Genomic DNA, 21017 nt, shown 5'->3' with positions numbered 1-21017 from the left:
CGACCCGCTCAGTGCGCGGTGCGGTCGTCGGGCACGGGGTAGCCCACGGCGCGCCGCCGCGCCGCGCGCCGTCCGCGGAGCGAGAGCCGCCACCCCTGCACCGCGTACTCGACGCCGGTCGCGAGGGTGACCAGGAGGGCCGCGCCCATCGCGCACCAGGCCAGGACGGTGATCCATGTGGGCAGGGCTGCCAGCGGGAGCAGGAACAGGGTGATCGCGGCGGTCTGGAGCACCGTCTTGAGCTTGCCGCCGCGGGAGGCGGGCATGACCGCGTAGCGCAGGACGGCGAAGCGCATCGCCGTGATCCCGAGCTCACGGACCAGGATGAGGAGGGTCACCCACCACCACAGGTCGCCCAGCACCGAGAGCAGCACCAGCGCGGTGCCGACGAGCAGCTTGTCGGCGATGGGGTCGAGGAGCTTGCCGAGGTCGGTCACGATCCCCGAGCGGCGCGCGAGCCAGCCGTCGAGGCGGTCCGTGGCCGCCGCGAGCAGGAAGATCGCCGCGGCGACCCAGCGCCACGTCGTGTCGTCGCCCCCGTGCACGAGCAGCGCCCACGCGAAGAACGGGACCATCGCGATACGGACGGTCGTCACGGCGTTCGCCGCGTTCCACTGCTCTCTGAGGGAGTTCACCGCTCCAGCCTAGGGCGTCGGGGCACCCGCCACGAGCAGCCGGCCCGTGCTGCGCAGGCCCGGGGGCGGGCACCGGCACGGGCGCTCAGACGTCGACCGGTGCGTCCTCGTCCTGGTCGTAGGCGGCCGGCGCGGGGTCCCCGCGCAGCAGCGCCAGGGTGCCCGGCAGGTCGTCGGGCTGCACCAGGACCTCGCGCGCCTTGGAGCCCTCCGACGGCCCGACGATGTCCCGCGACTCCAGCAGGTCCATCAGCCGCCCGGCCTTGGCGAACCCCACGCGCAGCTTGCGCTGCAGCATCGACGTCGACCCGAACTGGCTCGTCACGACGAGCTCCGCCGCCTGCAGGAGCAGCTCGAGGTCGTCACCGATGTCCTCGTCCACCTGCTTCTTCGCGGCGACCTGCGCCACGTCTTCCCGGTAGACGGGCTTGAGCTGGGCCTTGACGTGCTCGACGACGCTGTGCACCTCGCGCTCCGTGATCCACGCCCCCTGCACGCGCATCGGCTTCGCCGCGCCCATCGGGAGGAACAGGGCGTCGCCCTGGCCGATGAGCTTCTCCGCGCCGGGCTGGTCCAGGACCACCCGGGAGTCCGCGAGCGACGACGTCGCGAACGCCAGCCGCGAGGGGACGTTCGCCTTGATCAGCCCGGTGACGACGTCGACGGACGGCCGCTGGGTCGCGAGGACGAGATGGATGCCCGCGGCCCGGGCGAGCTGCGTGATGCGCTGGATCGAGGCCTCGACGTCGCGCGGCGCGACCATCATCAGGTCGGCGAGCTCGTCGACCACCACGAGCAGGTACGGGTAGGGCGCGATCTTGCGCTCCGACCCAGGCAGCGGCTGGACCTTCCCCGCGCGTACCGCCAGGTTGAAGTCGTCGATGTGCTTGTACCCGAACATCGCGAGGTCGTCGTAGCGGGCGTCCATCTCCCGCACGACCCACTCGAGCGCCTCGGCCGCCTTCTTGGGGCTCGTGATGATCGGGGTGATCAGGTGCGGGATGCCCTCGTAGATCGTCAGCTCGACCCGCTTCGGGTCCACGAGCACGAGCCGGACCTGCTCCGGCGTCGAGCGCATGAGGATCGAGGTGATCATGGCGTTGATGAATCCCGACTTGCCCGCACCGGTGGCTCCCGCGACCAGCAGGTGGGGCATCTTCGCCAGGTTCGCGACGACGTAGCCGCCCTCGACGTCCTTGCCGACGCCGATGACGAGGGGGTGCTCGGTGCGCCGCGCGGCGGAGGAGCGCAGGACGTCGCCGAGCACCACCGTCTCGCGGTCGGTGTTGGGGATCTCGATGCCGATCGCCGACTTGCCCGGGATGGGCGAGAGGATGCGCACGTCCGCGCTCGCCACCGCGTAGGCGATGTTCTTCGAGAGCGAGGTGATCCGCTCGACCTTGACGGCGGGGCCCACCTCGACCTCGTACCGCGTCACGGTCGGGCCGCGGGTGAAGCCGCTCACCCGGGCGTCGATCCCGAACTGAGTGAAGACCCGCGTCAGCGACTCGACGACCCGGTCGTTGGCGGCCGAGCGCGCCTTGTGCGGCGCGCCCTTGACGAGGGAGTCCTCGTTCGGCAGGAGGTAGACGACGTCGCCCTCCAGCATGCCCTGCACACCGGGCGGGACGGGGCTGTGCTCGGGCGGTCCGCCGCCGGGACCCACGAGAGCCTCGCTCGTCGCCGCGGCTGCGGCGACGGAGTCGACGGCGATCGCCTGGGTCACGTCGTCCGGACCGGCGTGCGGGGCTCCGGCCCCGCCCTCGATCGCCGCGTCGTCCGAATGGCCGGCTCGGCCGGGGGCCGGGTCGCCGTCGGGGCCGTCGACGTCGAACGGTTCACGGTCCACGGTCGCCGCGGTCTCGAACGCCTCGTCGCCGGAGAACGCGCCCGGCCAGTCGACGTCCGCGGGCTCGCCCGCGCGCTCCGCCTCCTGCTCGGCCGTCGTCCGACGCGCACGACGCCGCCCGCGACGTCCGGTCGGGACGGTCGGGTCCGTGCCGTCGTGCCGGGAGACGCCCTCGGCGAGCTCCAGGTCGGCGTCCCGCGGGTCCTGCTCCTCGGGCGCGAGGTGCTGCCCGGTGAGCCGCCGGTAGAGCGCGCCGAGGCGGGCGGGGATCGCGTTGACCGGCGTCGCGGTGACGACGAGCAGCCCGAAGAACCCGACGAGCAGCAGGATCGGCACCGCGAACCACGCCGTCAGGCCCGCGACCAGCGGCGCGGCGACGAGGAACCCGACGATCCCTCCCGCGTCCTGGACCGCGCCGAACCCGTCGCTCGGGGCAGGCACGTCGGCGGAGACGGCGACGAGCCCGCACACCGAGACGACGAGGAACGCCGTCCCGATGGCCACCCGCGAGTTGGACTGGGCACGCTCCGGATGACGCATGATGCGCACAGCCATCCATACGAGCAGGACCGGCACGGCGACGCCGACCACGCCGAACGTCCCGGCGACGACCGCGTGCACGCCCTCGCCGAAGGTCCCGGCGACGCCCCACCACTCGCGGGCCGCGACGACCACCGCGAGCCCGAGCAGGAAGAACGCGAGACCGTCGCGCCGGTGGGCGGGGTCGAGGTCCTTCGCGCCCTGACCGAGCGCACGCGTGGTGCCCCCGACGGCGTGCGCGGTGCCGAGCCAGACGCCGGAGACGAGACGGACGGGCCAGGGCCTGCGGCGCTCCGGCGCGCGGCCCGCGCCCTTGCCCGTGGCGCCGCCCTTCGCCGGCGTCCGCGGGCCCGAGGTCCGCCCGCGCGAGCCGGAGGACTTCGTCGCGGCGGACGCGGCACGCTGCTTCGCCGGGGCGGCGGCGCCGCCCGAGCGGGTCGTGGCCGCGCGCGGGGCGGCACGGCGTGCGGGGCCCGCAGCCCGTGCGCCGGACCCGGTGCGGGGACGCGCGGGCTGCGAGCTCGACGAGGACGACGTGCGGGAGGCCATAGTGCCCTCACCGTACCGGCGGGGACCCGACCGGTGGCGCAGCCGCGCCGCGGGCGCGGTTGCCGGGCCGTCCGGGGTCGGGCACCGTCGGGCCATGAGCAGCCTCCCCCGCCACGGCGCGTCCCGCGGTCGCACCCTGGCCGAGGTCGCGCCCGGGGTGCACGTGGCTCGGGCGGAGATCTGGTCGAGCCTGACGACGGTGGTGGTGTCCGACGACGGCACGTGCCTGGTCGTGGACCCGGGCATCACGGTCGAGGAGGTCTCCGCGCTCGCGGACGAGGTCTCGCACCGGGGCTGGACCGTGACCGCAGGGTTCGCCACCCACCCCCACTGGGACCACGTGCTCTGGCACGCCGGGTTCGGCGACGCACCCCGGTGGGCGACCCCGACGGCGTGCCTGGACCTCGAGACCCGGCGCGCGGAGGCCTTCGCCAAGGCCGAGGCGGCGGCGCCGGGCCACGAGGCCCGGACGTTCGGCGTGCTCGCGCCGCTGGCCCCCGGCGAACGGGTCCCCGGCGGCGCCCGGGCCGTCGTCGTCGAGCAGGCCGCGCACGCGCCCGGGCACGCGGCGCTGGTGCTCGCCGTGGCACGCACGATGCTGGCGGGCGACATGCTCTCCGACCGCGAGGTGCCGCTGCTGGACCTGGCGTCGCCGGACCCGTGGGGCGACTACGTCCGCGGCCTCGACACCCTCGAGGAGGCCGCCGGCCGCCACGACGTGACGTGCCTGGTCCCGGGGCACGGCACCCCCGCGCGGGGCGCGGCGGCGGTGCGCGCGCGGTTCGCGGCGGACCGGCGGTACCTGGACGCGCTCGCGCGGGCCGCGGAGGTGCCCGCCGGCACGCGCGAGGCCAGGGACCTCGAGCCCACGGACCCGCGGCTCGCCGACCCGTGGGTGGCGGGCGAGCACGAGGCTCAGCTCGCCCGCCTCCGCGGGTCCTGACCGGCCGGCGGCCCGGATCAGGCCTCGACGACCACCGGGACGATCATCGGGCGCCGGCGCAGGCGCCCGGAGACCCAGCGTCCGACGACGCGGCGCATGATCTGCTGGAGCCGGTGCGTGTCGGTGGCGCCGCCCGCGATCGCGTCCTCGAGCGCCTGGACGACCTGCGGCCGGATCTCGTCGAACACCGAGTCGTCCTCCGCGAAGCCCCGCGCGAGGATCTGCGGGCCCGCGATGACCTTGCCGGTCGCGGAGTCCACGACGGCGAAGATCGAGACGAAGCCCTCCTCGCCGAGGATGACGCGGTCCTTGAGCTCGGCGTCGGTGATCTCCCCGACGCTGGACCCGTCGACGTAGACGTACCCGCACGGCACGGCCCCGACGACCGAGGCGCGACCGTCCACCAGGTCCACGACGACGCCGTCCTCGGCGAGGACCACGCGGTCCGCGGGGACCCCGGTCTTGACCGCGAGCGCCGCGTTCGCCACGAGGTGGCGGACCTCGCCGTGCACGGGCATGACGTTGCGCGGACGGATGATGTTGTAGCAGTAGACCAGCTCGCCGGCGCTCGCGTGCCCGGAGACGTGGACCTTGGCGTTGCCGCCGTGCACGACGCGCGCGCCGAGGCGGGTGAGCCCGTTGATGATGCGGAAGACGGCGTTCTCGTTGCCCGGGATGAGCGACGACGCGAGGATCACGGTGTCACCGAGCTCCACCTGGACCTTGTGGTCGCCGTTCGCCATGCGGCTCAGTGCGGCCATCGGCTCGCCCTGGGAGCCGGTGCACATCAGCACCACCCGGTCGTCGGGCAGCGAGTCGACCTTCTTCAGGTCGATGAGGACGCCGTCGGGCACCTTGAGGTAGCCGAGCTCGGCGGCGATGCCCATATTGCGGATCATCGATCGCCCGACGAGCGCGACCCGGCGCCCGTGGTTCGCCGCGGCGTCGAGCACCTGCTGCACGCGGTGCACGTGCGAGGAGAACGACGCGACGATGATGCGCTTGTCGCTCTGCCCGAAGGTCACGTCGAGGACGGGGCCGATCTCCACCTCGGGCGTGACGAACCCGGGCACCTCCGCGTTCGTGGAGTCGACCATGAACAGGTCGACGCCCTTCTCGCCGAGCCGCGCGAACGAGCGCAGGTCGGTGATGCGCCCGTCGAGCGGGAGCTGGTCCATCTTGAAGTCGCCGGTGTGCAGCACGGTGCCGGCCGCCGTCGTGACGGCGACGGCGAGGGCGTCGGGGATGGAGTGGTTGACCGCGACGAACTCGCAGCCGAACACGCCGAGCTGGGCGCTCTCGCCCTCGGCCACCACGCGGGTCACCGGACGGATCCGGTGCTCCTTCAGCTTGGCCTCGACGAACGCCAGCGTCAGGCGCGAGCCGACGACGGGGATGTCCTGGCGCATGCGCAGCAGGTACGGCACGCCGCCGATGTGGTCCTCGTGGCCGTGCGTGAGGACGATGGCCTCGATGTCGCCGAGGCGGTCGGCGATGTACTCGAAGTCCGGCAGGATCAGGTCGACGCCGGGCTGGCTGTCCTCGGGGAAGAGGACGCCGCAGTCGATGACGAGCAGCCGGCCGGCGTGCTCGAGCACCGCCATGTTGCGGCCGACCTCGCCGAGGCCGCCGAGGGCGACGATCCGCAGCCCGCCCTCGGGCAGCGCGGGTGGTAGTGACAGTTCGGGGTGAGGGTGACTCACGGGGCCTCCTGGCCTGGGTGTGGTCGCGCGCTGCGAGCCTCTAGCGAGAGGCCTGGAGCGTGCGCTCTGGGTCGAGGACGCCCGCGGCGACCAGCGCGTCGTGCACGCTGGCCGTCTCGGCGTCGCTCGCAGGAACGTTGGGCAGGCGCATCGCGCGGCTCGGCACGACGCCGAGGGCCTGCATGGCGGCCTTCGCCATCACCGCCTGGGCGCCGGCACCGTTGAACGCGTGCGTGACGGGCAGCGCGGCGCGCTGGATGCGCAGCGCCTCGGCGTGGTCGCCGGCGTCCCACGCGGCGGTGAGCGCCGCGTACCGCGACGAGAGCGCGTGCGTCGCGACGCCGACGACGCCGCAGGCGCCCTGGGCGAGCATCGCGAGGTAGAGCGAGTCGTCGCCGCAGTACCAGGCGAGGCCGGTGCGCTGCGTCAGCTCGGCGACGGCGGCGACGTCGCCCGTCGCGTCCTTGCTCGCGACGACCTTCTCGTGCGCCGCGAGGCGGTCGTAGGTCTCCGGGGCGATGCGCAGCGCGGTGCGCCCGGGGACGTCGTACAGCATGACGGGCAGGTCAGCCGCGTCGGCGACGGATGCCACGTGGCGGTACAGGCCCTCCTGGGTCGGGCGCGAGTAGTAGGGCGTGACGACGAGCAGCCCGTCCGCGCCGGCCGCCGCGGCCTGCTCCCCCATGCGCACGGCGTGCTCGGTGTCGTTCGAGCAGGCGCCCGCGACCACGTGCGCGCGGTCCCCGACGGCGTCCACGACGGCGCGCACCAGCTCCGCCTTCTCCGGCGCGTGCGTCGCGGGCGACTCACCCGTGGTCCCGTTGAGCACCAGCCCGTCGTTGCCCTGCTCGACCAGCCAGGTCGCCAGGCGCACCGCGGCGTCCAGGTCGACGGCGCCGGCCTCGGTCATCGGCGTGATCATCGCCGTCAGGACGGCGCCGAAGGGGCGCGCCGGGGATGCGGGGAGTGCCATGGGACCAAACTACCGTGCGTAGGCTGGGCCGGTGCCCGACAGTCCCATCGACGGCCCCGCCGAGAGTCTTCCGGACACCGCCGGCCGGGCCGCGCCGCAGGTGCGCGCCGCCGTCCGGCAGGCGCTGTCCGTCTCGGTCGCCACGGGGCTGTACGGCGTGTCGTTCGGCGCCCTGGCGGTCGTGGCCGGGCTGTCGGTGGCGCAGGCCGCCGTCCTGAGCCTGGTCATGTTCTCGGGCGGCTCGCAGTTCGCGCTCGCGGGCGTGGTCGGCGCGGGCGGCGCACCGCTGTCCGCGATCCTCACCGCCACGTTCCTCGGCGTGCGCAACGGGCTGTACGGCGTGCGCCTCGGCCCCCTGCTCGTCCTGCACGGGTGGCGGCGCGTCCTGGCGGCGCACCTGACCATCGACGAGTCGACCGCGGTGGCCGTCGCGCAGCCGACGCGTGCCGCCGCGCGGGCGGGGTTCTGGTGGACCGGCGCCGGCGTCTTCGTGGCCTGGAACGTCATGGTCCTCCTCGGCGCGCTCGCCGGTGACCTGCTGGGCGACCCGCGCGCGTGGGGTCTGGACGCGGCCGCGGCCGCGGCGTTCCTCGGCCTGCTGTGGCCGCGGCTCGCCACGCGCGAGGTGCGGCTCGTCGTCGTCGTCGCGGTCGTCGTCTCCGCGGCGCTCGTCCCCGTCGCGCCCGCGGGCGTGCCGGTGCTCGCCGCGGCGGCCGCGACCGTCCTCGCCGCCCAGCTCGGTCCGCTCCGCGCGCGAGGGCGTGCCGCGTGAGCCCGGCCGCCCTGTGGGTCACCGTGCTCGTGGCGTCCGCCCTGTGCCTCGGCGTCAAGCTCGCCGGCCACCTCGTCCCCGCGCACCGGATGGCGTCCCCGCGGGTCGCCCGGACGGCGGACCTCGTCACCGCGGCGCTGCTGGCCGCCCTCGTCGTCGTCCAGGCCGTCGGCGGCGACCGGGAGATCGTCCTGGACGCGCGCCTGCCGGCGCTCGCTGTGGCGGCCGTCGCGCTGGCGCTGCGCGCCCCGTTCGTCGTGGTCGTCGTGCTGGCAGCGGCGACCGCCGCGGCGCTGCGGGCGCTCGGCGCGGCCTGAGGGAGGGGCAGCCGGCAAGGGCGGGTAGGGTCCGCGGCATGGCCCTCTTCAGCGAGACCGCGGACGTCTCGGTCCGGCCCGCGGTCGCGGCGGACGACGCGGCGATCACTCGCGTCCAGGTCGCGGCGTGGCGCGCGACGCACGCGCAGACGCTCGGGGACGAGGTGGTCGACCTGCTCGACGTCGAGCGGATGCGCGCGAGCTGGCACGAGGCGATCACGCGTCCGCCCGGCCGCGGCTTCGGCGTCCTGGTCGCGTGCGACCGCGCCGAGGTGGTGGGCTTCGCCGCCGTCACGCCGGGACAGCTGCTCTCGCTGGAGGTCGTCCCCGGTCACCGGCGCGGCGGGCACGGCTCGCGCCTGCTGTCCGCGGCCGTCGACCGGCTGCGCCAGGACGGGGCCGACGACGTCGCGACCTGGGTGCTCGACGGGGACGACGCCCGCGAGCAGTTCCTCTCGGGCGCGGGCCTCGGGCCGGACGGGACGCAGCGCACCCTCGCGGCCGGTCCGCGCGAGGTCGTCGAGCGCCGCTGGAGCGCCGCGATCTAGCTCCGGCGCGAGGACCGGAACAGCCCCGCGGCCCTGCGCAGCGCGGAGCGCGCCCGCTTGCGGTCCCCCGAGGCGTCGTAGGCGAACGCCAGGCGGTACCACGCGTCCCAGTCGTCCGGCCGGGCCTCCACGGCCTCGCGGTACGGTCCGAACGCCGCGTCCGCGGCCGAGCGGTCGATCCGCCCGCCCGGCGAGCGCGGCAGGTCGTCCACGGGCAGGGCCCCGGCGGCGGCGAGCGTGTCGGCCATCCGCTGGACGCGGGCGGCGAGCACGAACTCCGCCGCGATCAGCCCGATCACCACGAGCGGGAGCACGAGGACCGCGAGCCCCAGCGCGACCCCGACCCACTCCCCCGTCGCGATCAGCGCGACGCCGGCGCGGGCGATCTGCCAGACGTACAGCGCCAGCAGCGCCGTGACGAGGAGGGCGCCGACCAGCCCCCGCCTCATCCGAGGTCCATGACGTTCTCGAGCCCGACGGTCAGGCCGGGTCGCGCGCCGACCTCGCGGATCCCGAGCAGCACGCCGGGCATGAAGGAGACGCGGTCGAAGGAGTCCTGGCGGATCACGAGCTGCTCGCCCTCGTTGCCGAGGAGGATCTCCTCGTGCGCCACGAGGCCGCGCAGCCGTACCGCGTGCACCCGGACGCCGTCGACGTCCGCGCCGCGCGCCTCGTGGCCCGACTCGGTCGCGTCCGGGGAGGGGCCGAGGCCCGCGTCCGCGCGCGCCCGCGCGATCGCCGCGGCGGTGTGGGCCGCGGTCCCGCTCGGCGCGTCGCGCTTGTCCGGGTGGTGCAGCTCGATCACCTCGGCCGACTCGAAGTAGCGGGCGGCCTTCGCGGCGAACGTCATCGCGAGCACGGCCGACAGCCCGAAGTTGGGGGCGATCAGCACGCCCACGGCCGGTCCGGCACCCGAGGCCGCGCGCTGCGCGAGGTGGTCGCGCACCCGCGCGCGGCTCTCGTCGGTCCATCCCGTCGTGCCGACGACGACGTGCACCCCGGCGTCGATCATGGCGTGGACGTTGGCCTCGGTCACGGCCGGTACCGTGAAGTCGACGGCGACGTCGGCACCGGCCTCCGCCACCGCAGCCAGGTCGCCGTCCGCGTCGAGACGCGCCACGAGCTCGAGGCCGGGCGCACCGTCCACGGCGTCGCAGACGGTGCGCCCCATCCTTCCCGCGGCGCCGAGGACGGCGACCCTGACGACGGTGCGGGGGGGCTCGGTGGTCTGCGCGTTCACGCCGACCACCCTATCGGCCGGGTGCCCGCGCTCAGTCCCCGAAGGGACCCACGCGGACGACGGAGCGGGGCCGCGACGCGAGGTCCGCCGCCAGCTCGCGGACCTCCTCGGCCGTGACGGCCCGGATCCGCTCGATGGAGTCCTCGAGGCTCAGCAGCGTGCCGTGCACGAGCTCGGCACGGCCCAGGCGGTTCATCCGCGCGCCCGAGTCCTCGAGGCCCAGCACCATGCCGCCCGTGTGCTGGCCGACGCACCGCGCGAGCTCCGCCGCGGTGATCCCGTCCTGGGCGAGCCGGTCGAGCTCCTCGCCCAGGAGGGCCGTGACCTCGTCGATGCGCGCCGGCGTGCAGCCGGCGTAGAGGCCGAAGGTCCCGGTCTCGCCGTACCCCGACGCGAACGAGTACGTCGAGTACGCCAGGCCCCGTCGCTCGCGGATCTCCTGGAAGAGCCGCGAGCTCATGGAGCCGCCGAGGACGCCGTTGAGCACGGACAGCGCGAAGCGCCGCTCGTCGACCGCCGAGAGCCCCGTGCTCCCGACGATCACGTTGGCCTGCTCGACGGCGCGGTGCACGGTCAGCTCGACCGCCGCCCCGTCGTGCCCGTCGTGCGAGGACGACCGGCGGGGCGCCGGGACACGAGGCTCCTCGAGGTCCCAGCCGCCCGCGGCCAGCGCACCCGAGACCTGAGCGCACAGGGCGTCATGGTCGACCCCGCCGGCTGCCGCCACCACGAGGTCCTGCGGCCGGTAGTGCTCGCGGTAGTGCTCGTGCACCGCGTCGCGCGGGACCGCGCGGATTGTCTCGGGCGTCCCGCCGATGGGGCGCCCGAGCGGGGTGTCGCCGAGCACCGCGGTCGAGAACTGCTCGTGCACGACGTCGCCCGGGTCGTCGTCGTTCATGGCGATCTCCTCGAGGATCACGCCACGCTCGGTCTCGAGCTCGTCCGGGTCGAGGGTCGCGGAGGTGACCATGTCCGCGAGGACGTCGACCGCCATCGGCAGGTCGGCGTCGAGCACCCGGGCGTAGTAGCAGGTGTGCTCCTTGCCCGTCGCGGCGTTGGCCTCGCCGCCGACGGCGTCGAACGCCTCGGCGATGTCCATCGCCGAGCGCGTCGGGGTGCCCTTGAAGAGGAGGTGCTCGAGGAAGTGCGTCGAGCCGAAGTGTCCGCCGGCCTCGTCGCGGGAGCCGACGCCGACCCACGCGCCGACCGTCGCCGAGCGCAAGCCCGGCATCGCCTCGGTCAGGACACGAACACCGCCGGGCAGGACGCTGCGACGGATCGTCGCACCGTCCTGCCCGGCGGTCAGCTCGCTGCCGGGGTCACCGGCAGCGACGAGAGGGAGGTCCCAGGGCACCTCAGGCGTCGGACCCGGCGGGGGTCTCGGCCGTCTCGTCCTCGTCCACGACCGCGTGCAGCGAGAGCTTGCCGCGCGGGTCGACCTCGCCGATCTCGACCTGGACCTTCTGGCCGATGGACAGCACGTCCTCGACGTTCTCCACGCGCTTGCCGCCGACGAGCTTGCGGATCTGGCTGATGTGCAGCAGACCGTCCTTGCCCGGGGACAGGGAGATGAACGCGCCGAACGACGTCGTCTTGACGACGGTGCCGACGAAGCGCTCGCCGACCTCGGGGACGTGCGGGTTCGCGATCGCGTTGATCGCGGCACGTGCGGCCTCGGCCGACGGACCGTCGGTCGCGCCGATGTAGACGGTGCCGTCGTCCTCGATCGAGATGTCGGCGCCCGTCTCCTCCTGGATCTGGTTGATCATCTTGCCCTTCGGGCCGATGACCTCGCCGATCTTGTCCACGGGGACCTTGACGGCGATGACGCGAGGAGCGTTGGGGCTCATCTCGTCGGGCACGTCGATGGCCTCGGCGAGGACGTCGAGGATCGTCAGGCGGGCGTCGCGGGCCTGGGTCAGCGCGCCGCCGAGCACCGAGGCGGGGATGCCGTCGAGCTTGGTGTCGAGCTGGATGGCCGTGACGAACTCGCTCGTGCCGGCGACCTTGAAGTCCATGTCGCCGAACGCGTCCTCGGCACCCAGGATGTCGGTCAGCGCCGCGTAGCGGGTCTGGCCGTCGACCGTGTCGGAGACGAGGCCCATCGCGATGCCGGCGACCGGGGCGCGCAGCGGCACACCGGCGTTGAGCAGCGACAGGGTCGAGGCGCACACGGAGCCCATCGAGGTCGAGCCGTTGGACCCGAGGGCCTCGGAGACCTGACGGATCGCGTAGGGGAACTCCTCGCGCGACGGCAGGACCGGGACCAGCGCGCGCTCGGCGAGCGCCCCGTGGCCGATCTCGCGGCGCTTCGGGCTGCCGACGCGGCCCGTCTCGCCCGTCGAGTAGGGCGGGAAGTTGTAGTTGTGCATGTAGCGCTTGCGCGTGACCGGCCCGAGCGAGTCGATCTGCTGCTCCATGCGGAGCATGTTCAGGGTCGTGACGCCGAGGATCTGCGTCTCGCCACGCTCGAACAGCGCGGAGCCGTGCACGCGCGGCAGGACCTCGACCTCAGCACCCAGGGTGCGGATGTCGGTCAGGCCACGGCCGTCGATGCGGAAGCCGTCCGAGAGGATGCGCTGGCGGATGAGCTTCTTCTGCACGGCGCGGTACGCGGCGGACAGCTCCTTCTCGCGGCCCTCGAACTGCGCGGCGAGCGACTCGAGGACGTCGGACTTGATCGCGTCGATGCGCGACTCACGGTCCTGCTTGTCGGCGACCGAGAGCGCCTCGCCGAGCGGCGCGGTGGCGGCGGCCTCGACGGCGGCGTACGTGTCGTCCTCGTAGTCCGGGAAGAGCGGGAGCTCCTTGACCGGGCGGGTGGCCCGCGCGGCGAGGTCGCTCTGCGCCTCGCAGAGCTGGCGGATGAACGGCTTCGCGGCCTCGATGCCCTCGGCCACGACGGCCTCGGTCGGGGCGGCGACGCCCTCGTCCTTGATGAGGGACCAGGCGTTGTCCGTCGCCTCGGCCTCGATCATCGCGATCGCGACGTCCGGGTTGCCCTGCGCGTCGGTGACGATGCGGCCGGAGACGACCATGTCGAAGACGGCGCGCTCCTTGTCGCTGTACTTGGGGAACGCGACCCACTGGCCGTCGATCAGCGCGATGCGCACCGCGCCGGCGGGGCCGGAGAACGGCAGGCCCGACAGCTGCGTCGAGAGCGACGCCGCGTTGATGGCGAGCGTGTCGTACGCGTCGTCCGGGTGCGCGGCGAGGACGGTCACGACGACCTGGACCTCGTTGCGGACGCCCTTGACGAACAGCGGGCGCAGCGGGCGGTCGATGAGCCGGCAGGCCAGGATCGCCTCGGTCGAGGGGCGGCCCTCGCGGCGGAAGAACGAGCCGGGGATACGGCCCGCGGCGTACATGCGCTCCTCGACGTCCACCGTGAGCGGGAAGAAGTCGAAGTGGTCCTTGGGGTGCTTGCCGACCGTGGTGGCCGACAGGAGCATCGTCTCGCCGTCGAGGTAGGCGACCGCCGAGCCGGCGGCCTGCTGGGCGAGGCGGCCCGTCTCGAAGCGGACGGTGCGGGTGCCGAAGCGGCCGTTGTCGATCTCGGCCTCGGCGAACTGGATCTCGGGACCCTCCATGGGTGCCCTCCTGTCTGTTCGTCGCGCCCAGCGACCGCTCGTCGGTCTTCGATCGAGGTCCACGGCGTCCTGCAGGCCCCGCACGAGGGCGGGACGAGGGTCCGTGAGCCACTACCGAGGACCGGGCGACGGTCTCCGCGGGCGCGATGGGTGGGTGGTTCGGTGGTGCTGGCTGCTCACCGCGGGTGCGGCGGCACCATCACACCAGACCAGCCCGGCCCCTGCAGGGACCGGGCTGGAGGTGTCGTGTCAGCGACGCAGACCGAGGCGCTCGATGAGGCTGCGGTAGCGGTTGATGTCGACCTTCTGCAGGTAGCCGAGGAGGCGACGGCGCTGGCCGACCAGGAGGAGCAGACCACGACGGCTGTGGTGGTCGTGCTTGTGCTCCTTGAGGTGCTCGGTCAGGTCCTTGATGCGCTGCGAGAGCATCGCGATCTGGACCTCGGGCGAACCGGTGTCGCCCTCGCTGGTCGCGTACTCGGTCATGATGCGCTGCTTGGTGGCAGAATCGAGCGGCACGGCTCTCCTTCGTGGTGATCGTTGCGCGGCGCGCCAGGGCTTGGTCCCCTGGGCTCTTCGGCTGGCCTTGCGGCTCCCGCGGCCGTTCTGACGGCGCCACCAGTCTAGCAGGCGGGGGCCGCGGGTCCCGGGGTGCCCGGGGAGGGGCGGGTCACAGCCCGGACGGGGACCTCACAGCCCGGACGGGGACGTCACAGCCCGGACGGGGACGTCACAGCGGAGTCGTGCGCCGCACGGTGGTCGCGACCGCGAGCCCGACGCCGGCCAGCAGCACCTGGACGACGACGACCGTGGGCGTCGGCACCCCGACGAGCAGAGCCACCGCCCAGGGGACCGAGCACAGGGCAGCGAGATCCGGGCCCTGCGCGAACGCCGCGGACGCGCCCGCGGGCAGCGCCCCGCCGGGCGTCGCCAGGAGCGGCCCCGACCAGTCCGGCGGCCTGCGGTACGCGTTGCGCACGGCGGCCGCGCCGAACGTGACGGAACCGGCGAGCGCCAGCACCGACCATCCGGCGTCGCCCGAGGAGAGCGACAGCGGGACGCCGACGGCGAGCGTCACGGTCAGCGCGGTCAGGGCAGGCACGACGGCACGGGCCGCGCGCGTGGCTCGCGCCGAGAGCGGGACCAGGCGGTCGAGCCCCGGGTGCTGTTCGGCCGAGCGTGCCCCGTGGGCACCGACGACGGCCGCGCGGTAGCCGACGGCGACGAGCAGGACGAGCAGGCCGAAGCCCGAGCGGAGCCCGGGGACCTGCTGCGCGACCACGACGAGCGCGGAGAGCCCGACGACCTGGGTCCACGCGGACGTCGACCGCACGAGCAGGAGGAGGTCCGCGGACACGAGCGCTGCCACCGGACCGCGCACGAGGGAGAAGGCGCGCGGTCGGCGCGGCGTGCGCAGGCGCGAGACGCCCTGCAGCGCCTGCCCGACGGTCCGCAGGTCCAACGAGAGCATGCCCGCCCCGGCCTGGTCCGCGACCGCGGACCGCGAGCGCAGGGCCGTCACGCCGAGCCGGTCGAGACGGGCGGCCCAGAGACCGGCGAGCACGAGGGCCGCGAGCGCGAGGGCTCCGACGAGCGGGACGGGAACCCCGGACGTGCCGCCGGTGCTCACCCCCGCCGCCACGAGCACCACCCCCGCCACGGGGACCGCGGCGACCGCGACGTCGCTCGCGCGCGCCAGCGCGCCCACGAGCGCCCCGTGCGGCTGCGCGAGACCGGCGACCGCGACCACCGCCAGCCCGGACGCCGCCCCGAGCGCCGCGTGCGGGGCGACGGCCCCCCAGGGCGCGCCGGAGACCACCGCGACGAGCGCGAGGCCGACCGCCCCTAGCGCTGGGCCGATCAGCAGCGCCTGCAGGAGGCTCGGCGCGACAAGGCCACGCCGGTCGACGGGTGTCGGCACCCACCACCGCACGCCGCCCGCGCTGACGCCGACCGGGCCGAGGCGTACGGCCGTCCCCAGCCCGGCCGCGACCAGCGCCAGCGAGACGAGCATCCCCACCGTGGCGGGCGCCAGGGTCGGGGCGCCCTCGAGCGACGGCGCCCGGACCGCGTCGCGCACCGCGTTCGCGATCCCGACGGCGAGGCCCGCGCTGATCAGCAGAGAGGTCACCAGGTACCCGACGTCGGTCGCCACCTGCACGAGGCCGCCGCCCGCGCGCGACGCGAGGACGGCCTGGGTCAGGCGGCGCAGCTCGCGCCCGGTGAACGCCTCGTCCGGGTCGGGCGCCGGGCGACGCAGGGGCGGCGGGGGGTCCGGCAGCTCCACGCTCAGCGCTCCTCGTCCAGGAACCTGCCGGCCGACGCGGTGTCGAGCAGGCGGCACCCCGCGTCGGCGACGACGAGCCCGCGGGCGCCGGTCGCGACCAGCAGCGCCGGGTCGTGCGTGGCCATCACCACGGCTCCGCCGGCGGCTGCCTCCGCGACGAGCAGGCGACCGAGCTCGGCCCGCATCCGGGTATCGAGACGCTGCTCGGGCTCGTCCAGCAGCAGGAGCTCGCGGGGGCGGACGAACGCCGAGGCGAGCAGGAACCGTCGGCGCTGCCCGGAGGAGAGCTCCGAGGGGCTCGCCCCGGCCAGCTCCTCGAGGCCGAACCGGGCCATCACCTCGTCGGTGAGCCCGCCGGCGTCCGGGACGGAGTGCCCGCGCGCGGTCAGGACGAGGTGCTCGCGCACGGTGAGCCCCGGGAAGTACGCGTCGTCGTCCAGGACCCCGGCGACGCGGGCGCGGAACGCGGGCTCCCGCTCGTCGACGGCGCGCCCGAACGCCCGGACCGCGCCGGAGACCGGCGCGAGCACGCCGAGGAGCGCGCGCAGCAGCGTCGACTTGCCGCTGCCGTTCGGCCCGATCACCGCGACGATCTCCCCCGGCGCGACGCGCAGGTCGACCGGGGCGCAGACGGGGACGTCGCCGTACCCGACGGCGAGCCGTCTCGCCTCCAGCACCGGCGCCGCGGCCGGCCCGCTCACCGCAGGGCCGGCTGGTCCGGTGCGCCCTCGCCCGCGGGCGGCAGGAGGATGTCCCGGGCCCGGTCCACGTCGTCGTGCATCTGGGTCACGAGCGCGTCGACGCCCTCGAAGCGCACCGTGGGGCGCAGGCGGCGGACCAGGTCGACGGCGACGCGCTCGTCGTACAGGTCGAGGTCGCTGCGGTCCAGCACGTAGGCCTCGACGCGGCGCTCGGCGCCGTCGAACGTAGGGTTGGTCCCCACGGACACCGCGGCGGGCAGCACGCCGTCCATGCTTCCCGGGTCCGCCTCGAGCAGGTCGGGCCGCACGAGCCAGCCGGCGTAGACGCCGTCGGCCGGGACCATGCCGACGACGTCGCCGAGGTTGGCGGTGGGGAACCCGAGCTCGCGGCCGCGCGCGTCGCCGTGCACCACCGTCCCGCGCACGCGGTGGTGGCGGCCCAGCACCTGGGCGGCCCGCTCGACGTCGCCCGTCCCGAGCAGCTCGCGCACGTAGGTCGACGACCACCGGTCGTGCGGCGCACCGTCCGCCTCGTCGGGCCCGGTCCCGACGTCGTCGACCGTGACGACGTCGAAGCCGTGCGCCCGGCCGAGGTCGACCATCGTCTGCAGCGTTCCCGCGTTGTCGCGGCCGAAGCGGACGTCGTGCCCGACGACGACCGTCCGCGCCCCGAGGCCTCGCGCGAGGCAGGAGACCACGAACTCCTCCGGCGTCTGGCGGGCGAGCTCGAGGGTGTACTCCAGCACGAGCACGGCGTCGAGGCCCGTCTCCTCCAGCAGGACCGTCCGGTCCGCGAGACCGGTGAGCAGCTCAGGGGCCTGGTCCGGGCGGTGCACCTGGGCCGGGTGGGGGTGGAACGTCACGGCGACGGCCTCGGCTCCCGCCCCGTGCGCGAGGTCCACGATGCGCCGCAGGACCGCGGCGTGCCCGCGGTGCACGCCGTCGAAGTTGCCGATCGTCACGACGGACGGACCGAAGCCCTCCGGGACCTGGTCAAGGTCGGTCCACAGGTGCACCCGCGCGCTCCTCGCATGTCGGCGAGACACCCGGTCCGGGTGCCGACGGTCAAGGATAGTCGCGCGCGCCGGCGGCCCCGCGACCTCAGCCCGGCAGCACGCCCGCCGCGTGCTCCAGGTACGTCTCGACGTCGAAGTCGTCGAGCGTCGCCCGCTGCAGCTGGAAGCCCTGCCCGAGCACGAGCACGACCGGCGCGAGCCGCGCGGCGGCGGTCCCCGCGCCGTCCGGCGCGAGGTCCGGGCGGGACTCGTACCAGGGGGTCAGCGCACGGGTCAGGATCTCGCGCAGCGACGCCGCCACGCGCTGGACCACGGCGCGGATCTCCGGGTCCACCGTCGCCTCCGCCCACAGCTGCACGAGCAGCCGACCGACGTCGACCCCGCGCACCGGGCCGACGGTCAGCGCCCGGAGCACCTCGAGGGGACCGGGGGCCGGCACCCCGGCCGACGTCCGGACGACGTCGGCCAGGTTCTGCGAGAGCGCCTTCTCCGCGACCGCGGCGAAGAGGTCGTGCTTGCCCTCGTAGTGGGAGTAGATCGCCCCCGCCGACAGCCCCGCCTCGCTGACCACGTCGGCGATCGAGGTGTGCTGGTAGCCCTTGTCGACGAACGCCCGCAGCGCCGCCTGGCGGATCTGCTCGCGCCTGGACTCGCGGTGCTCCTCGCTGACCCGTGGCATGTGTCGTTCCTCTCGCTCGCGCCGCCGACGGTTGACATCATGACACCTGGGGGCACACGATTCCTATCGAAAACGAACGTTCATTTTTTTGCCGCGTTCGACGCGGCACCACCCTTCCGGAGAGACCATGACACCCGTCGAGCCCGCGCCGACCGAGCACGCACCCGTCCACCTCGCTGCGCACGCCCCGGAGGCAGCGCAGGCCCCGGACCACGTCCCCCCGCCGCACACGCCGTACCGGCGCGTCGTCGCGTCCGGCCTCGCGATCGCCGCCGCCGTGTGCCTCGTCGTGCTGGCCTTCTCGTGGCCGTCGGTGACCTCGGAACCGAAGGACGTGCCGGTCGCGGTCACCGGTCCCGCGCAGGCGGTCGACGCGCTCGATCAGGCCGTGCAGCAGCAGATGCCGGGCGTGATCGACCTGCTCCGCGTCGACGACCGCGCAGCGGCCGTCGACGCGATCGAGACGCGCGACGCGTACGGCGCCGTCGTGCTCGGCAAGACGCCCGAGGTGCTCACCGCCTCGGCCGCCGGCAGCGCCGTGGAGCAGGTCGTCACCGGGCTCGCCACGCAGCTGCAGGAGCAGCAGCCCGCGACGACGGTGACCGACGTCGTCCCCCTGTCCCCCGACGACCCCCACGGCACGGGCCTGACGGCGGCGCTCTTCCCGTTGGTGCTCGGCGGGATGCTCGGCGGGATCGGCATCTCGATCCTCGTCGTCGGCGCCGGCCGGCGCATCCTCGCCGTCGGGGTCTACGCCGTCGTCGGCGGGCTGGCGCTCACGGCGATCCTGCAGGCGTGGTTCGGCTCGATCCAGGGCGACTGGTGGGCGAACGCCGCCGCCATCGCGCTCGCCCTCGCCGCCATCGCCTCGCCGATCACGGGGGCGGTCGCCCTGCTCGGGACGGCGGGCATCGGCGTCGGGGCGGTGCTGATGATGCTCGTCGCCAACCCGCTCTCCGGGGCCACCGTCCCGCCCGAGTTCCTGCCGTGGCACTGGGGCGCGATCGGCCAGTGGTTCCCGCCGGGCGCCGGCGCCACGCTGCTGCGGGACGAGTCCTACTTCCCCTCGGCTCCCGCGGGCCTGGCCTGGCTCGCGCTGGGCCTGTGGACCGCGGCGGGGGTGCTCGGCTCGCTCGTCGGGCACTTCCGCACGGCAGGGGGCACCGAGCCGGACGCCGAGGCCGCGCTCGACAACTGACGGCGCCGTCGGTCCTCGCCCCCGCTCACGCCGGGGCGAGGACCAGGACCGGCCTCGCCAGCGGCTGGCCGCGGCGCACCGCGTCCTCCAGCAGCGCGACCAGGGTGCCGTCCGGGCCGATCGCGGCGACGGCCCCCGACGCGCCGGTGGGCGCGACCCACTGGCCGTACGAGAGCGCCCGGGCCTCGGCCTCCGTGAGGTCGCGCACCGCGAACGTGGCCCGGGCGGCCTCGGCCGGCGGGAGCGTGGCCAGCACGCCGTCCGCGTCGGCCTGCTCCTCGAGCCCCTCGAGCGTCCGCGCCGCGTCGAGCCGGTAGCCCCCGACGCGGGTGCGGCGCAGCGCCGTCAGGTGGCCGCCGACGCCCAGGGCGACCCCGAGGTCGCGGGCCAGCGCCCGCACGTACGTGCCGGAGGAGACGGTCACGGCCACGTCGACGTCCAGGGCCGTGACGTCGTCGCCGTCGCGGTGCTCGCGGACGGCCAGCACGTCGAACCGCGAGACGCTCACGGGTCGGGCCGCCAGCTCGACGTCCTCCCCGTCCCGCACGCGCGCATAGGCCCGGCGCCCGTCCACCTTGATCGCGCTGACGGCGCTGGGCACCTGCTGCAGGTCCCCGGTGAGCCGGGCGACCGCGGCGTCGAGCGCCTCGCGCGCGACGCCCGCCGCATCGACGACCGCCAGCACCTCGCCCTGGGCGTCCTCCGTCGACGTCGTCACGCCCAGCCGGACGGTCGCGTCGTAGTCCTTGTCGGCGCCGACGACGTACGTCAGCAGCCGGGTGGCGCGCCCGACGCCGACGACCAGCACACCCGTCGCCATCGGGTCGAGCGTGCCCGCGTGCCCGACCTTGCGCGTGCCGGCCAGCCGGCGGCACCGCCCGACGACGTCGTGGCTCGTCCAGCCGGCGGGCTTGTCGACGACGAGCAGCCCGTCAGGCGCGGTCGGCCGACGGCCCGCCGGAACGGCTGCCGGGGCGGGCACGCTCAGGCGTCCTCGTCCTCGTCGTCGCTCTCCGCCGGACGGCGGTAGGGGTCCTCGTCGCCGGCGTAGGTCGCCTGCGCGCGCAGCGCCGCGAGCTCGGCGTCCCGGCGGTGCGCCTCGAGCAGCGCGGCGTCGAGGGTCGCGGCGGTCTCCGGCACCGCGTCCAGGTGGAACTCGAGAGCCGGCGTCAGCCGCACGCCGGTCTGCTTGCCGACCTCGGAGCGGATCAGGCCCTTGGCGCTCTCGAGCGCGGCGGCCGTGCCGGCGCGGGCCTCGTCGTCACCGTAGACCGTGTAGAAGATCGAGGCGTTCTGCAGGTCGCCGGTGACGCGGACGTCGGTCACCGTCACGAAGCCGAGCCGCGGGTCCTTGATCCGGGTGTCGAGCATCTGCGCGACGATCACCTTGATGCGGTCGGCGAGCTTGCGCGCCCTGGGGTGGTCGACCATGTCTGGTCCTCTCTGCCTCCCCGTCCGTCGTACGGCGGGGAGCGAT

The 21017-nt window shown here is 74.9% G+C and carries 20 protein-coding genes; 5 read left to right on the top strand and 15 right to left on the bottom strand.

Annotated features, from left to right (window positions below; all coding sequences use genetic code 11):
• Nucleotides 1–8: 8 nt before the first annotated feature.
• Nucleotides 9–635, bottom strand: coding sequence for a CDP-diacylglycerol--glycerol-3-phosphate 3-phosphatidyltransferase (gene pgsA / locus EDF32_RS05765; protein WP_255414245.1), 627 nt, complete (start codon nucleotides 633–635; stop codon nucleotides 9–11).
• An 85-nt stretch (nucleotides 636–720) separates the two neighbouring features.
• On the bottom strand, nucleotides 721–3573 hold the full coding sequence (locus EDF32_RS05760) for a DNA translocase FtsK (RefSeq protein ID WP_123307540.1): 2853 nt from the start codon (nucleotides 3571–3573) through the stop codon (nucleotides 721–723).
• Between the two features lie 94 nt (nucleotides 3574–3667).
• On the opposite strand from EDF32_RS05760, the gene EDF32_RS05755 reads away from it, so the two are divergent.
• Complete coding sequence (locus EDF32_RS05755; RefSeq protein WP_123307539.1) at nucleotides 3668–4516, top strand: MBL fold metallo-hydrolase; 849 nt, start codon at nucleotides 3668–3670, stop codon at nucleotides 4514–4516.
• 17 nt (nucleotides 4517–4533) lie between these two features.
• On the opposite strand, the gene EDF32_RS05750 is transcribed toward EDF32_RS05755, so the two are convergent.
• The gene (locus EDF32_RS05750; RefSeq protein WP_123307538.1) at nucleotides 4534–6219 is read right to left on the bottom strand and encodes a ribonuclease J; all 1686 of its coding nucleotides are present in this window, start codon (nucleotides 6217–6219) and stop codon (nucleotides 4534–4536) included.
• 40 nt (nucleotides 6220–6259) lie between these two features.
• Entirely contained in the window at nucleotides 6260–7192 is a 933-nt protein-coding gene (dapA, locus tag EDF32_RS05745; protein WP_123307537.1) for a 4-hydroxy-tetrahydrodipicolinate synthase, read from the bottom strand.
• A 31-nt stretch (nucleotides 7193–7223) separates the two neighbouring features.
• On the opposite strand from dapA, the gene EDF32_RS05740 reads away from it, so the two are divergent.
• The 3 genes from EDF32_RS05740 to EDF32_RS05730 are packed head-to-tail and all read left to right on the top strand — an operon-like array spanning nucleotide 7224 to nucleotide 8829.
• Nucleotides 7224–7964 (top strand): AzlC family ABC transporter permease, encoded by a 741-nt coding sequence (locus EDF32_RS05740; protein WP_370449922.1) that lies wholly within the window; start codon nucleotides 7224–7226, stop codon nucleotides 7962–7964.
• On the top strand, nucleotides 7961–8281 hold the full coding sequence (locus EDF32_RS05735) for an AzlD domain-containing protein (protein ID WP_123307536.1): 321 nt from the start codon (nucleotides 7961–7963) through the stop codon (nucleotides 8279–8281). The genes EDF32_RS05740 and EDF32_RS05735 overlap by 4 nt, the downstream gene beginning before the upstream one ends.
• A 38-nt stretch (nucleotides 8282–8319) precedes the next feature.
• A complete protein-coding gene (locus tag EDF32_RS05730; RefSeq protein ID WP_123307535.1) occupies nucleotides 8320–8829 on the top strand; it encodes a GNAT family N-acetyltransferase in 510 nt (169 codons plus the stop codon).
• Here EDF32_RS05730 and EDF32_RS05725 read toward each other — a convergent pair.
• The 9 genes from EDF32_RS05725 to EDF32_RS05685 all read right to left on the bottom strand — a co-directional run bounded on the left by EDF32_RS05725 (nucleotide 8826) and on the right by EDF32_RS05685 (nucleotide 18342).
• Nucleotides 8826–9278, bottom strand: coding sequence for a tetratricopeptide repeat protein (locus tag EDF32_RS05725; protein ID WP_123307534.1), 453 nt, complete (start codon nucleotides 9276–9278; stop codon nucleotides 8826–8828). The two genes, EDF32_RS05730 and EDF32_RS05725, sit on opposite strands and share 4 nt — an antisense overlap.
• Nucleotides 9275–10069 (bottom strand): 4-hydroxy-tetrahydrodipicolinate reductase, encoded by a 795-nt coding sequence (dapB, locus tag EDF32_RS05720; protein WP_255414244.1) that lies wholly within the window; start codon nucleotides 10067–10069, stop codon nucleotides 9275–9277. Before dapB ends, EDF32_RS05725 begins: the two co-directional genes overlap by 4 nt.
• Before the next feature lie 31 nt (nucleotides 10070–10100).
• Nucleotides 10101–11423 (bottom strand): pitrilysin family protein, encoded by a 1323-nt coding sequence (locus tag EDF32_RS05715; RefSeq protein ID WP_123307533.1) that lies wholly within the window; start codon nucleotides 11421–11423, stop codon nucleotides 10101–10103.
• A 1-nt stretch (nucleotide 11424) separates the two neighbouring features.
• Nucleotides 11425–13659 carry a polyribonucleotide nucleotidyltransferase gene (locus EDF32_RS05710; RefSeq protein WP_123307532.1) on the bottom strand — a complete coding sequence of 745 codons (2235 nt, stop codon included), beginning with the start codon at nucleotides 13657–13659 and terminating at the stop codon, nucleotides 11425–11427.
• Nucleotides 13660–13908: 249 nt separating this feature from the next.
• Nucleotides 13909–14178 (bottom strand): 30S ribosomal protein S15, encoded by a 270-nt coding sequence (gene rpsO, locus EDF32_RS05705; protein WP_123307531.1) that lies wholly within the window; start codon nucleotides 14176–14178, stop codon nucleotides 13909–13911.
• 211 nt (nucleotides 14179–14389) lie between these two features.
• Nucleotides 14390–15946, bottom strand: a complete 1557-nt coding sequence (locus EDF32_RS05700) for a DUF6297 family protein (RefSeq protein WP_123307530.1) — start codon at nucleotides 15944–15946, stop codon at nucleotides 14390–14392.
• Nucleotides 15947–15948: 2 nt separating this feature from the next.
• Nucleotides 15949–16647: an ABC transporter ATP-binding protein gene (locus EDF32_RS05695; protein ID WP_123307529.1), complete on the bottom strand. Its 699-nt coding sequence runs from the start codon at nucleotides 16645–16647 to the stop codon at nucleotides 15949–15951.
• Nucleotides 16644–17663 carry a bifunctional riboflavin kinase/FAD synthetase gene (locus EDF32_RS05690; RefSeq protein ID WP_123307528.1) on the bottom strand — a complete coding sequence of 340 codons (1020 nt, stop codon included), beginning with the start codon at nucleotides 17661–17663 and terminating at the stop codon, nucleotides 16644–16646. The genes EDF32_RS05695 and EDF32_RS05690 overlap by 4 nt, the downstream gene beginning before the upstream one ends.
• 85 nt (nucleotides 17664–17748) lie before the next feature.
• On the bottom strand, nucleotides 17749–18342 hold the full coding sequence (locus tag EDF32_RS05685; RefSeq protein ID WP_123307527.1) for a TetR/AcrR family transcriptional regulator: 594 nt from the start codon (nucleotides 18340–18342) through the stop codon (nucleotides 17749–17751).
• A gap of 127 nt (nucleotides 18343–18469) precedes the next feature.
• Between EDF32_RS05685 and EDF32_RS05680 the strand changes: the two genes are divergently transcribed.
• The gene (locus EDF32_RS05680; protein WP_123307526.1) at nucleotides 18470–19540 is read left to right on the top strand and encodes a hypothetical protein; all 1071 of its coding nucleotides are present in this window, start codon (nucleotides 18470–18472) and stop codon (nucleotides 19538–19540) included.
• A gap of 25 nt (nucleotides 19541–19565) precedes the next feature.
• Here EDF32_RS05680 and truB read toward each other — a convergent pair whose 3' ends face one another.
• Entirely contained in the window at nucleotides 19566–20528 is a 963-nt protein-coding gene (gene truB, locus EDF32_RS05675; RefSeq protein WP_123307525.1) for a tRNA pseudouridine(55) synthase TruB, read from the bottom strand.
• Nucleotides 20525–20971, bottom strand: coding sequence for a 30S ribosome-binding factor RbfA (gene rbfA / locus EDF32_RS05670; protein ID WP_123307524.1), 447 nt, complete (start codon nucleotides 20969–20971; stop codon nucleotides 20525–20527). The genes truB and rbfA overlap by 4 nt, the downstream gene beginning before the upstream one ends.
• Nucleotides 20972–21017: the final 46 nt, after the last annotated feature.

This window comes from Cellulomonas sp. PhB143 (genome assembly GCF_003752595.1).
Taxonomy (GTDB): Bacteria; Actinomycetota; Actinomycetes; order Actinomycetales; family Cellulomonadaceae; genus Paraoerskovia.
The sequence above is the reverse complement of the archived record's forward strand: the minus strand, read 5'-3'. Positions and strand labels throughout refer to the sequence as shown.